Source organism: Pseudomonas sp. FeS53a (assembly GCF_000931385.1).
In the GTDB taxonomy this organism is placed as follows: Bacteria; Pseudomonadota; Gammaproteobacteria; order Pseudomonadales; family Pseudomonadaceae; genus Metapseudomonas; species Metapseudomonas otitidis.
Genome location: NZ_JYFT01000038.1, coordinates 34,915 through 47,203, shown reverse-complemented (window position 1 = coordinate 47,203; position 12,289 = coordinate 34,915). Strand labels below are relative to the sequence as shown.

Here is a 12,289-nt window from a genome sequence, read left to right as displayed (position 1 = left end):
CTCTCCATAGTGCAAGTGCAGGGTTGGGGTTAAGCCTCGGGCGGGCGTCAGTCGTCCACCGCCACCGGGTCCAGCGCGCGGACATGCTCCACATGCCAGCCAAGCGGCACCACGTCGCCGACGGATAGGGACGGGTCCAGCTCGGCAATGGGCTGCTTGACGAAGAAATCGGAATGACCGCAGACCTCCAGGCGAATGCGCACGTGGTCGCCCAGGTAGATGAACTCTTCCACACGGCCGGAGAAACGGTTGGCGCAGGATTCGCTGGCACTGTTCAGGCGTACGCGCTCGGGGCGCACCGAGAGGGTCACCGGCTCGCCAGGCTGGCCGACCTTGACCGCCAGGGCCTGGACCTTCTCGCCGCGCGGCAGCACCACCACGCACTGGTCGCCGTCACGGCTGAGCAGCTGGCCGTTGATGCGGTTGTTCTCGCCGATGAAGTTGGCCACGAAGGTGTTGCAGGGGAATTCGTACAGCTCGCGCGGCGGGGCGATCTGCTGGATCTCGCCCTGGTGGAACACGGCCACGCGGTCGGACATGGTCAGCGCCTCTCCCTGGTCGTGGGTCACGTACACCACGGTCACGCCCAGGCGCTGGTGGATGTGCTTGATCTCCATCTGCATGTGCTCGCGCAGCTGCTTGTCGAGCGCACCCAGCGGCTCGTCCATCAATACCAGCTGCGGTTCGAACACCAGCGCACGGGCCAGGGCCACGCGCTGCTGCTGGCCGCCGGAGAGCTGGGCCGGGTAGCGGTTGCGGAAGCTGTCGAGCTGGACCATGGACAGCGCACGCTTCACGCGCTCGCTGATGTCGGTCTTGTTCATGCCGCGCACGGTGAGCGGGAAGGCCAGGTTCTCGGCCACCGTCATGTGCGGGAACAGGGCGTAGTTCTGGAACACCATGCCGATGTCGCGCTTGTGCGGCGGCACGTTGTTGATGGAGCGCCCGGCCAGGAGGATCTCGCCATTGGTCGGGGTCTCGAACCCGGCGAGCATCATTAGGCTGGTGGTCTTGCCGGAGCCGGAGGGGCCCAGCAGGGTCAGGAATTCGCCTTTGCGAATGTCCAGGTTGAGGTCTTTGACGATGAGGGATTCGCCGTCGTAGCTCTTCTGCACGCCACGGAAGCTGACCAGTACATCGTTCGCCGGAATCGAGGCCATCACCGCACCCTTTTTGATTTTTGTTTATGCCGTGCCGAGAGACTAGAGAAGCCGGCAGGCCACGCAAATCGGGCGCTATGAGACTTTGCTATAAGGGGCGCGGAGGATCGCTTGTAGGGATCGCCCTACAATCCCGAGCGATAAGATCGGGCATTCACCGGTCGAAACCGGCCCCCTCCATCCCCGGCAAAAGCCGCTTCAGAGCAGCTTGTGCTCCACCGCGTACTTCACCAGGTCCGCCACCGAATGCACCGCCATCTTCTGCATCAGGCGGGCCTTGTGGGTGCTCACCGTCTTGCTGCTGACGGCCAGGTGCTGGGCGATCTCGTTCACCCCTTCGCCCCGCACCAGGCGCTCGAATACCGAGAACTCCCGCTCCGAGAGCAGCGCATGGGGCGGTCGCGAGTCGGTCAGGCCGACTTCGAACACCATGCGGTCGGCCAGGTCCGGGTCGATGTAGCGCCCGCCGGACGCCACCTTGCGGATCGCCGTGAGCAGCAGCGCCGGGTCGCTGTCCTTGGTGGCATATCCGGCGGCGCCGATCTTCAGCGCCCGCGCGGCCATCTGCGCCTCGTCGTGCATGGACAGCACCAGCACCGCCGGCGGGTTGCTCAGCGCGCGGATGCGCGGGATCGCCTCCAGGCCGTTGACCCCGGGCATGGAGATGTCCAGCAGCACCACCTCGCAGGGCGTGTGCCGCAGGGTTTCGAGCAGTTGCTCGCCATTGCTCGCCTCGCCGGCCACGCAGAGGTCCTTGGCCAGGCCGATGAGCTGCTTGATGCCCTCGCGGACGATGGTGTGGTCTTCGGCCACCAGTACTCGGATCACGCGGTCGTCTCCTTCTCCAGGGGAATGCGCACCTCCAGGGTGCTGCCTTCGCCCGGCTGGCTGTGGATGGACAGGCTGCCGCCCAGCATCAGCACGCGCTCGCGCATGCCCACCAGGCCGAACGATGCCCCCGGACGGCAGGCATCGGGGTCGAAGCCGATGCCGTCGTCGCTGATGGAAAGCCGCAGCCAACCGCCTTCCGGGGCCAGCTCCAGCTCGACGCTCTGCGCGCGGGCGTGGCGCAGCACGTTGGTCAGCGCTTCCTGCAGGATGCGGAACAACCCGATGGCCTTGGCATCGGACAGCGCCGGCGGCGCCTCGGGCACCGTCACCAGGCAGGGGATGCCGCTGCGCGCCTCGAAACGCCGGGCCTGCCACTCGATAGCCGAGCCGATGCCGGCGTCGAGGATCGGCGGGCGCAGCGCCGTGGCCACGTCGCGCACCAGCTGGAAGAGCTGGGCGATCAGGCGCTTCATGCTGTTCAGGCGCTCGCCCAGGCCGGCATCGCTGCCACCGTAGGCCAGCTCGCACATGGAGGTTTCCAGCTTGAGCACGGTGAGCACCTGGCCGAGTTCGTCATGCACCTCGCGGGCGATACGGGCCTTCTCTTCCTCCCGCACGCTCTCCAGGTGCGCCGACAGGTCGCGCAATTGCGCCCGCGAAGCGGCCAGCTCCAGTTCGATGCGCTTGTTGGCGGTGATGTCCCAGACCACGCCGTCCCACACCGCGCGGCCATCCTCGAAGATCCGCGCACTGGCCTTGATGTCGGCCCAGCGCTGCTCACCGTCGCGGGTGAGGATGCGCCCCTGCCAGTGCCAGTCGCGGTCCTCTGCCAGGGCGGCCATCTGGCTGGCCCAATAGCCGGCCTCGTCATCCGGGTGGACCAGCCCGCGAATGCCGCGCCCGGTGTTCAGCAACTCCTCGGCGCTGTAGCCCACCAGCGCCTCACTGCCGGCGCCGATGAAGGCGAACGCCGCATGGGCGCTACCACTGGGCCGCTCCAGGCGGAACACCAAGCCGGGCACGTTGGAAGCGATGCCCTTGAGCCGCGCCTCGCTTTCCTCCAGCGCCTCGTGGGCACGGCGGCGTTCGGTGATGTCGGTGAGGAACACCACCAGGTATTCGGAGGTGCCGAAGCGCAGGAAGCTCAGCGACACGTCCATCGGCACCAGGCGCCCATCCTCGCGCTGGCACAGGGTCTCGATGTTCTGCGCGCTCTCATTGCTGTTGCGCGCACGGCGCCAGAGGTTGAGCCAGCGGTCCATCGTGAGATCCGGCTGCAGGGCCGACAGGGAGCGGTCCACCAGGGCGCCCGGCGCATAGCCGAGCATCTGCTCCACTGCCCGGTTGGCGTAGCGCACATGGCTGTCCCAGTTGACCCAGAGGATGCCCACGGTGCTGTGGTCGATGGAGAACTGGGTCAGCCGCAGGGCTTCCTCCGCCGCCTCCCGCAACTGGATCGCATGGCGAGCCTCCAGCAGGCGCTTCTCCAGCGCACGCTGCTGCCGCCGCAACCAATAGATGATGGCGCCCGCACTGGCGAGCAACAGGCCGAACAGCAGGCAGAGGTTCTGCCAGAAACCCGGGGACTCGCTGGCGCGGGGGTAGCGCGCCTGCAGCCAGCGCTCATGCAGCTGGTCCAGGTCCTTCGGCGGGATCGCTCGCAGGGCGACATCCACCAGGGTCGACAGCTCCGGCCAGTCGCGCCGGGTGGCGACCCGCAGCAATTGTGGGAAGCCGATGTCCGCCACCACGGCCAGGCCGGTGAACTCCTGCTCGCGAGACAGGCGGCTGAGCTGCGCCTCGTCGATCACGGCGTAGCGCACCTGCTGCTCCAGCACCGCGCGCAGCGCCTGGCGCTCGCTGGTCACCGGCTGCAGCGTCAGGCCGGAATAGGTGGCCCGCAGGTAGTCGGCCACCGGGCTCGGTGAGCGCAGCGCCACCGGTTCGTTCGCGCCGAGCTGTTCGATGTCCACCGCGCCGGTGGTGGTGGCGCGCTCGCCCACCATCAGCTGCGGCACCCGCATGTAAGGGTCGGAGAACAGCCACAGGCGCAGGCCGGCGGGGGTCTGGATCAGGCCGGGGGCGATGTCCACCTGCCCGTTGCGCAGGGCGTGCTCCAGTTCGCCCATTTCATTGAAGCTGCGCCAGACCAGGTGCACGCCGAGTTCGGCGGCCAGGCGCTCCATCAACTCGACATTGAGGCCGGACAGCTGCTGCAGGCGGCGGTCCAGCTGCGCATAGGGGGCTTGCAGCACGATGCCGGCGCGCAACTCATTGTGGTTTTCGAGCCAGGCGCGCTGGCCGTCATCGAGGGACAAGCTCGGCGACGGCTGCGCCAGGGAGAGCCCCGGCAGCAAGCAGGCGAACAGGATGGACAGGCACAACGAGCGAATCATGCGACGGGACACCACGACGACCCGGGATCGGGGCGGACATACCTTACTCCAGCGCCGCCCCTGGAGGCGAAGGCAGGCCTGACAAAAAAACAGCCAGCCTATAGGCTTCCGCCTGTTGCCCCACCCGGACGCCCGCCATGCCCCGCCGCACGCTCGCCCTTGCGACCCTCGCCCTGGCCCTGCTCTGCACCGCCGCCAAGGCTGAAGACCCACCCGCCGAGAAAGGCGATGCAGCTCCGGCCGATGGCACCGGGCAGCCAGCCGAAAAGCCGGTGGAGCGCGCGCCACTCGACGAGCGCAGCCAGGAGGATGCCAAGGCCCTGGAGCAACGCCTGCCCCAGGCTGAACAGCAGCAACTGACAGCGGGCAGCGAGCCGTTCCTCGCCCTGTGGCAACCGGCCAACGTCGGCACGCCCAACGGGGTGGTGATCCTGATTCCCGGCGATGGCGAAACTGCGGACTGGCCCCGGGCGATTGCCCCCCTGCGCACCAAGCTGCCGGACGTGGGCTGGCACACCCTGAGCCTCACCCTGCCCGACCCGGCCGGCGATGAGCCGCCACCGCGGCCGGCGGATACTCCGCCGCCAGCGGCCAGCGAAGGCGGGACGCCTGCGGAGCCGCCGAAGTCCGAAAGCGCCGACCCGGCCAATCCACCACCCCCGCCAGAACAGGCCAGCACGGCGGAGCCCAGCACCGATCCAGCGCCGCCACAGCCGACGGCCGAGGAACGACGCAAGACCCAGACCGAGCGCATCTCCGCCCGCATCCAGGCGGCCATCGGCTTTGCCCGCCAACAACAGGCCACCACCATCGTCCTGCTGGGACACGGCAGTGGCGCCTGGTGGGCGGCACGCTTTCTGACCGATACACCGTCCAGCGGCGTCGAGAATCTGGTGATGGTGGCGGCCGAAGTGCCCGCCGGCTACGAGCCTCCGCTGGAGGAGCTGGCCCCGCGCCTGCCCCAGGCCGTGGGCGACCTCTATTACCAGCAGGCGCCCACCGCTGCCGCATCGGCGCTGAAGCGCTTGCAGGCGAGCAAGCGGGTCAAGCACCTGGACTACGTGCAGGTGCCGCTGGCGGACTGGTCCGCCAGCCAGGATGCCAAGCAGGAGCAACTGGTGCGGCGCGTGCGCGGTTGGCTGGACAGCCACCTGAAAGGCGCCGCGCCAAAGCGCCCCGCAAGTAGCGGCGCCACGGCCCCCACGCCACCGGCAGCGCCGGCGACGCCGAGCATCTGATCAGCGGAAGCCGTGGCGCTCGCGGATGAGGTTGTAGGCGCTGTGCAGCTCGCGGGTCCGCTCGGTGGCCTCGCGCACCCGCTGCGGGGTGGCACCCGCGCCGGCGAGCTTGTCGGGGTGGTGCTGGCTGATCAGGCGCCGGTAGGCGCGCTTGATGACAGCGGGCTCGCTGTCGGCGCCCACGCCCAGTAGCGCCAGCGCGTCCTGATAGGCCCCGCCTCGCTGCACGGGCGCCCCACTGGGCTTGTCGAAGCCGACGCTGAGCGCTTCCACTTCGTTCGCCGGCCAGCCCAGCCATTGCCCCCATTGCAGGATCAGCTCCCGCTCCTGGCGGCCGATGCGCCCATCGGCCGCTGCCATCTGCCAGCACGCGCGCAGCAGCGCTTCGCCTGCCGCGCGCTGGTGGCGCAAGCGGCGCAGGGGGCGGCGCAGGTCGCCCTCGCCGTTCTTGCCCCGGGTGAAGGCCTCGATGGCACGGCGCTGGGCCGCGTCGTCCAAGCCGAGGCGACGCATCTCGGCACGGGCTTGCTGGATATGCACCTCGAGCACCCGCCCCCCACTCTTGGCCAGGCGACCGAGGAGGCGGAACAGCAGCTCATGCTCGTCACGGCGGCGCACCCACTGGACCAGGCGTGACCAGGAGTTGAGCTTGAAGCGCCGGTCCGCCACCTGGCCCAGCAGGCCGCCGAGCAAGGCACCGGGGATGCTGGCGATGAGCATGCCGGCGACGGCGCCCAGCAGGGTCATGGGCCAGAACATCTCAGCGCCCCGCCTCGACCAGGCGCTCGACCTCGGCCAGCCGCTCCAGGGTGCCGACATCCACCCAGTGGCCTGGGTGATGTTCACCGCTCACCTGAGCGCGCCCCATGGCGTCGCGCAACAACGGTGCGAGCTTGAAGGCACCAGGCTGGCAACCTTCGAACAGGTGCGGGTCGAGCACGGCGATGCCGCTGTAGGTCAGCCCCGGCTCACCGGGCACGCCATCGCTGACGCAACCGTGGTGGAGCTGGAAGTCGCCACCCGGGTGATGAGCCGGGTTGTCCACCAGGACCAGGTGGGCCAGGCCGTCGAGAGGGGCACGCAAACGGGCGAAGTCGTAGTCGGTCCAGATGTCGCCGTTGACCACGAGGAAGGGCTCGTCACCCAGGAGCGGCAGCGCCCGATGGATGCCGCCGCCAGTCTCCAGCGGCTCGCCCTCGGGGGAGTAGCGGATGCGCAGGCCGAACCGCGCGCCGTCGCCAAGGTGGTCTTCGATCTGCTGGCCGAGCCAGGCGTGGTTGATCACCACATCGACGAACCCGGCTGCAGCCAGCGCCTTGAGGTGGTACTCGATCAGCGGAACACCGGCCGCACGGACCAGGGGTTTGGGCGTGTGCAGGGTGAGCGGCCGCATGCGCTCGCCCTTGCCGGCGGCGAGGATCATCGCCTTCATGCGGGCACCGCCGCATGACGGGGCAGGCTGGCCAGCAGCTCGGCCAGGGGCGCGAGCTCGGGCCGGCGCGCCAGCACGGCTTCTATATAGGAGAAGAAGCGCGGGACATCGCCCAGGTAGCGGGGCTTGCCGTCGCGGTGGCAGATGCGGGCGAAGATGCCGATGACCTTGAGGTGGCGCTGCACGCCCATCAGGTCGCTGGCGCGGAGGAAGTCATCGAGCTGCGGCTGCACCGGGATGCCGGCCTCACGGGCGAGGTTCCAGTAGCGCTCCAGCCAACCACGCACCCGCGCTTCGGGCCAACTGAGGAAGGCATCCTTGAACAGGCTGGTGACGTCGTAGGTGACCGGGCCGTAGACCGCGTCCTGGAAATCCAGCACGCCGGGGTTGGGCGTGCTGAGCATGAGGTTGCGCGGCATGTAGTCGCGGTGCACCAGCACACGGGGCTGCGCCAGGGCGCTGTCGACCAGCAGATCGCAGGTCTTCGACCAAAGCGCCTGCTGGGTGGCGTCCAGGGTCACTTCGAGGTGGCGCTGCAGGTACCAGTCGGGGAACAACTGCAGTTCGCGACGCAGCAGGGCGTCGTCGTAGCAGGGCATCGGCACATCGAGGCTGCGGCGCTGCAGGGCGACCAGGGCCTGGAGGGCATCCGCGAACAGGGCATCGGCGTTGTCAGCGTCGATCACGTCCAGGTAGGTCTGGCGCCCCAGGTCGTCCAGCAGCAGGAAGCCCTGCTCAAGGTCGGCCGCGAGGATGCGCGGCACATGCAGGCCTGCCTCGGCCAGCATGCCGGCGACCTTGACGAAGGGGCGGCAGTCTTCCTGGGGCGGCGGGGCATCCATCACGATCAGCGTGCGGGCCTCGCCCTGCCAGCGGAAATAACGACGGAAGCTGGCGTCGCTGCTGGCCGGAGTCAGGCTCGCCGCGGGCACTTCGCCCCAGCCCTCACGCTGGAAAAGAACGGGGAGCTGCTGCTCCAGCCAAACGCTAAGTTGTTGAAGCCGTACATCTTGGTGGGGCATCGAGAGGTCTCCGACGGCGCTAGCCGTTGCGCGGGTCATGCTTTATTATCCAGCATCTTTTTCAGCCCATCGAGAGGCGTGCGGCCCCCGCGGGCCGATGGCGCGCAGGAAGCCCGGACTAACAAGATGGCAGTAAAATCTCCCGCGTTTCGTAAAAAATTCCCCTTGCTGGTCACCGGCGGTCTGCTGGCCCTGCAACCTGTAGCCACTCCATTCGTTGTCGCCGCTGACCAGTTCGACTGCCAGGCGTCCACCACGGGCGGCTGGGCCTGCACCCCCAAGGCTTCCGCGTCGAACCTCCCGCCCCGGCCGATCCACAGCGAGAGCGCCGTCAGCTCCACCGTGGGTGTCGCCAGTGCACAGGCAGGCAGCAACGGCCAGGTAGCCAGCGGCGAAGAAGCCAAGCCGACGCTGGTCACCGAATCCGGTGGTCGCGCCCTGGCTTCCCGCAGTGCCGACTACAGCCACCTCGACTGGGTCCCGCGTGAAAAGCTCACCGCCGCACAACTGGCCGAGACCGGCCCGTACTGCGCAGGCGCCTACATCGAGCCGACCCGCCCGGGCATGAACGACAAGACGCCCAAGGCGGATGCGCCCACCTACATTTCTGCCAAGGCCTCGCGCTACGAGCAGGAGCAGCAAGTGGCCACCCTCGCCGGTGACGTGGTGATGCGCCAGGGCAGCATGCAGGTCGAGGCCGACGAGGCCAACCTGCGCCAGGCCGAGAACCGCGGCGAGCTGGTGGGCAACGTCCGCCTGCGTGACAACGGTGCACTGGTAGTAGGCGACCGAGCCGAGCTGCAACTGGACAACGGCGAGGCGAAGATCGATAACGCCGAGTATGTCCTGCACAAGTCACACGTACGCGGCAGCGCTCTCTACGCCAAGCGCCAGGACGACGCCATCATCCGCCTGAAGGACGGCACCTACACCCGCTGCGAGCCGGGTGACAATGCCTGGAACCTGAAGGGCAACAACATCAAGCTGAACCCGGCCACCGGTTTCGGCACCGCGACCAACGTCACCTTGCGGGTCAAGGATGTACCGGTGTTTTACACCCCCTACATCTACTTCCCGATCGACAACCGTCGCCAGTCTGGTTTCCTCCCGCCGAGCATCGGCAGCGGCAGCGACACCGGCTTCACCCTGCTGACGCCCTACTACTTCAACCTCGCCCCCAACTACGACGCGACGCTGTACCCGCGTTACATGGCCAAGCGCGGCCTGATGATGGGCGGCGAATTCCGCTACCTCACCCAGAGCAGCGAGGGCCAGGTCAGTGGCGCCTACCTGAACGACGAGAACGACGACCGCAAGCTGCAGTCGGAGTACAAGGACAAGCGCTGGCTCTACAGCTGGCAACACACCGGCGGCCTGAACTCCCGCCTGCTGGCCGAGGTGGACTACACCGACATCAGCGACCCCTACTACTTCCAGGACCTGCCCACCGACCTTGACGTGCAGCGCAACACCTACGTCAACCAGCGCGGCACCCTGACCTGGCGCGGCGACAGCTACACCGCGCGCCTCAATGCCCACGCCTATGAAATGGCAACCGTCACCGACATCACCCCGTACAACCGCCTGCCCCAGCTCACCCTGGATGGCACCTTGCCAGTAGATGCGGGCGGCCTGAAGTTCGACTACTCGACCGAGTTCGTGCGCTTCGAACGGAGTCTGCGTAATGGCGACTTCACCGACGAAGACGGGAAGACTACCGCCTGGAACGACACCCGCATCCAGGGCCTGGCACGCGCCGATGGCAACCGTATCCATGTCGAGCCGGGCGTCAGCCTGCCGCTGGATTGGAGCTACGGATTCCTGAAGCCCTCGGTGAAATACCTCTACACCCAGTACGACGTCGACCTGGATGCTAAAGGACGAGATGATCTAGCCAAAATAGGCACTAGCTTTAGCAGCTCCCCTGACCGCACCGTACCGATCTTCAGCGTGGACAGCGGCCTGTACTTCGACCGCAACGCCACCCTGTTAGGCAACAACTACCGCCAGACCCTCGAGCCGCGCCTGTTCTACCTCTACGTGCCCGAAGAGAAGCAGGACAACATCCCGGTCTTCGACACCGGCGAGAGCAGCTTCAACTATGCCTCGCTGTTCCGCGAGAACCGTTTCACCGGGCGTGACCGAATCGGTGATGCCAACCAGGTCTCCCTGGGCGTGACCAATCGCTGGATCCAGCCGAATGGCTTCGAGCGCCAACGCTTCAGCATCGGCCAGGCCTTCTACTTCGAAGACCGCAAGGTGCAACTGCCGGGCATCAACTACAAGGATCGCCGTTCAGCTCAGGCCAGTACTTCGCCCTATGCCCTTGAGTACCTGTATCGTTTCAATCGTGATTGGCGCCTGAGCTCCGATTACAACTGGGACCCCAACGCTGGAGAAACCCGCTCTGGTAGCTTGATGTTCCACTACCAGCCGGAAGACGAAGTCAACAAGGTCGTCAACTTCGGCTATCGCTACCGCAATGACGCAGTGGTCTACAACCAGACGGAGGGTACCTGGCAGGAAGGTGGCGACTATAAAGACCCCGTAACTCAAAAAATCATCAAGGACTACTACAAGATCCAGCAGCACGATGCCTCGGTCATCTGGCCCATCGTGCCGCAGTGGGCCGCCATCGCACGCTGGCAGTACGACTACAACCGCAACCGCACGCTGGAAGCCTTCGGCGGCTTCGAGTACGACAGCTGCTGCTGGAAGCTGCGCCTGATCAACCGCTACTGGGTCAGCTACGACGAAACCACCCTGTCGCCCGACCTGAACGAAAAAGCCGACCGTGGCATCTTCCTGCAGATCGTCCTGAAGGGCCTCGGCGGGATCATGGGCAACAAGGTTGAAAGTTTCCTCGACACCGGCATCCAAGGTTACCGTGAACGTGAAGACCAAGCTTTCTGATTGTCTGCGCCCGCTGATGCTGGGCGCCCTGCTCCTCGGGACCGGTGCGCAAGCCGAGGTTCAGACCCTCGACCGCGTAGTGGCGATCGTCGACAACGACGTAGTCATGCAGAGCCAGCTGGACCAGCGCGTCCATGAGGTCCAGCAGACCATTTCCAAGCGCGGTGCCGCGCTCCCCCCGGAGCACGTCCTGCAGCAACAGGTACTCGAGCGCCTGATCATCGAGAACATCCAGCTGCAGATCGGCGACCGCTCCGGTATCCGCATCACCGATGAGGAGCTGAACCAGGCCATCGAATCCATCGCCCAGCGCAATGGCATGAGCGTGGATCAGTTCCGTTCGGCACTGGCCCGTGATGGCCTGTCCTACCAGGACGCCCGCGATCAGGTCCGTCGCGAGATGGTCATCAGCCGGGTGCGCCAACGCCGCGTGGCCGAGCGCATCCAGGTCACCGACCAGGAAGTGCAGAACTTCCTGGCCTCCGACCTGGGCAAGCTGCAGCTGTCTGAAGAGTTCCACCTGGCCAATATCCTGATCCCGGTTCCGGACGGCTCGTCCCCGGACACCATCCAGGCTGCCGAGCGCCAGGCCCGCGACCTCTACCAGCAACTGCGCCAGGGTGCCGACTTCGCCCAGTTGGCGATCTCCCGATCTGCCGGTGAAACCGCCCTGGAAGGCGGCGAGATCGGCTGGCGCAAGGCTGCCCAGCTGCCCCCGCCCTTCGATGCCATGATCAGCGCCCTGTCGCCAGGCGAGGTCACCGAGCCGGTACGCACTCCGAGCGGTTTCATGATCCTCAAGCTGTTGGACAAACGTGGCGGCAGCAGCCAGGTTCGCGATGAAGTGCATGTGCGTCACATCCTGCTCAAGCCCAGCGAGATCCGCAGCGAAGCCGACACCAAGCGGCTGGCCGAGCGCCTCTACGAGCGCATCCAGTCCGGAGAAGACTTTGCCGAACTGGCGAAGAACTTCTCCGAGGACCCGGGTTCGGCCCTCAACGGTGGCGACCTCAACTGGATCGACCCCAACGCCCTGGTGCCCGAGTTCCGCGAAGTGATGGAAAACACCCCGGCCGGCAAGCTCTCCCGTCCGTTCAAGAGCCCCTACGGTTGGCACGTGCTCGAAGTACTCGGCCGCCGCGCCACCGACAGCAGCGACCAGATGCGCGAGCAGCAGGCCATCAACGTCCTGCGCAACCGCAAGTACGACGAAGAGCTGCAAGCCTGGCTGCGTCAGATCCGCGACGAAGCCTACGTCGAAACCAAGCTCTGACCCGCTTCACCGGCGGGGGCTCGC

9 protein-coding genes are annotated in these 12,289 nt (G+C 66.8%); 3 read left to right on the top strand and 6 right to left on the bottom strand.

The window, feature by feature from the left end:
- Positions 1 to 47: 47 nt before the first annotated feature.
- From SZ55_RS11410 to SZ55_RS11400, 3 genes are all read right to left on the bottom strand, one after another.
- On the bottom strand, positions 48 to 1,160 hold the full coding sequence (locus tag SZ55_RS11410) for an ABC transporter ATP-binding protein (RefSeq protein WP_044405697.1): 1,113 nt from the start codon (positions 1,158 to 1,160) through the stop codon (positions 48 to 50).
- A gap of 198 nt (positions 1,161 to 1,358) precedes the next feature.
- Positions 1,359 to 1,988 carry a response regulator gene (locus SZ55_RS11405; RefSeq protein WP_044405695.1) on the bottom strand — a complete coding sequence of 210 codons (630 nt, stop codon included), beginning with the start codon at positions 1,986 to 1,988 and terminating at the stop codon, positions 1,359 to 1,361.
- Positions 1,985 to 4,387 (bottom strand): PAS domain-containing sensor histidine kinase, encoded by a 2,403-nt coding sequence (locus SZ55_RS11400; RefSeq protein WP_044405693.1) that lies wholly within the window; start codon positions 4,385 to 4,387, stop codon positions 1,985 to 1,987. Before SZ55_RS11400 ends, SZ55_RS11405 begins: the two co-directional genes overlap by 4 nt.
- A gap of 137 nt (positions 4,388 to 4,524) precedes the next feature.
- On the opposite strand from SZ55_RS11400, the gene SZ55_RS11395 reads away from it, so the two are divergent.
- Positions 4,525 to 5,625, top strand: a complete 1,101-nt coding sequence (locus SZ55_RS11395; protein WP_082078213.1) for an alpha/beta hydrolase family protein — start codon at positions 4,525 to 4,527, stop codon at positions 5,623 to 5,625.
- On the opposite strand, the gene SZ55_RS11390 is transcribed toward SZ55_RS11395, so the two are convergent.
- Genes SZ55_RS11390 through SZ55_RS11380 form a run of 3 tightly spaced genes read right to left on the bottom strand, consistent with a single transcriptional unit; the run spans position 5,626 to position 8,079 of the window.
- Positions 5,626 to 6,384, bottom strand: a complete 759-nt coding sequence (locus tag SZ55_RS11390) for a TerB family tellurite resistance protein (protein ID WP_044405691.1) — start codon at positions 6,382 to 6,384, stop codon at positions 5,626 to 5,628. It abuts the gene before it with no gap.
- 1 nt (position 6,385) lies between these two features.
- Positions 6,386 to 7,057, bottom strand: coding sequence for an N-acetylmuramate alpha-1-phosphate uridylyltransferase MurU (gene murU / locus SZ55_RS11385; protein ID WP_044405690.1), 672 nt, complete (start codon positions 7,055 to 7,057; stop codon positions 6,386 to 6,388).
- Positions 7,054 to 8,079 carry an aminoglycoside phosphotransferase family protein gene (locus SZ55_RS11380; protein ID WP_044405689.1) on the bottom strand — a complete coding sequence of 342 codons (1,026 nt, stop codon included), beginning with the start codon at positions 8,077 to 8,079 and terminating at the stop codon, positions 7,054 to 7,056. Before SZ55_RS11380 ends, murU begins: the two co-directional genes overlap by 4 nt.
- A 126-nt stretch (positions 8,080 to 8,205) precedes the next feature.
- Here SZ55_RS11380 and SZ55_RS11375 point away from each other — a divergent pair, with 126 nt between their 5' ends.
- Together SZ55_RS11375 and surA are read left to right on the top strand one after the other, a co-directional pair.
- Positions 8,206 to 10,992 (top strand): LPS-assembly protein LptD, encoded by a 2,787-nt coding sequence (locus SZ55_RS11375; RefSeq protein ID WP_044405687.1) that lies wholly within the window; start codon positions 8,206 to 8,208, stop codon positions 10,990 to 10,992.
- Positions 10,973 to 12,265, top strand: a complete 1,293-nt coding sequence (surA, locus tag SZ55_RS11370) for a peptidylprolyl isomerase SurA (RefSeq protein ID WP_160479485.1) — start codon at positions 10,973 to 10,975, stop codon at positions 12,263 to 12,265. The genes SZ55_RS11375 and surA overlap by 20 nt, the downstream gene beginning before the upstream one ends.
- Positions 12,266 to 12,289: the final 24 nt, after the last annotated feature.

What these genes read in the sequence shown, in the direction of transcription:
- SZ55_RS11410 (WP_044405697.1), bottom strand. Translation starts at nt 1,160, where the DNA reads ATGGCCTCGATTCCGGCGAACGATGTACTGGTCAGCTTCCGTGGCGTG.
- SZ55_RS11400 (WP_044405693.1), bottom strand. Translation starts at nt 4,387, where the DNA reads ATGATTCGCTCGTTGTGCCTGTCCATCCTGTTCGCCTGCTTGCTGCCG.
- SZ55_RS11395 (WP_082078213.1), top strand. Translation starts at nt 4,525, where the DNA reads ATGCCCCGCCGCACGCTCGCCCTTGCGACCCTCGCCCTGGCCCTGCTC.
- SZ55_RS11390 (WP_044405691.1), bottom strand. Translation starts at nt 6,384, where the DNA reads ATGTTCTGGCCCATGACCCTGCTGGGCGCCGTCGCCGGCATGCTCATC.
- murU (WP_044405690.1), bottom strand. Translation starts at nt 7,057, where the DNA reads ATGAAGGCGATGATCCTCGCCGCCGGCAAGGGCGAGCGCATGCGGCCG.
- SZ55_RS11380 (WP_044405689.1), bottom strand. Translation starts at nt 8,079, where the DNA reads ATGCCCCACCAAGATGTACGGCTTCAACAACTTAGCGTTTGGCTGGAG.
- SZ55_RS11375 (WP_044405687.1), top strand. Translation starts at nt 8,206, where the DNA reads ATGGCAGTAAAATCTCCCGCGTTTCGTAAAAAATTCCCCTTGCTGGTC.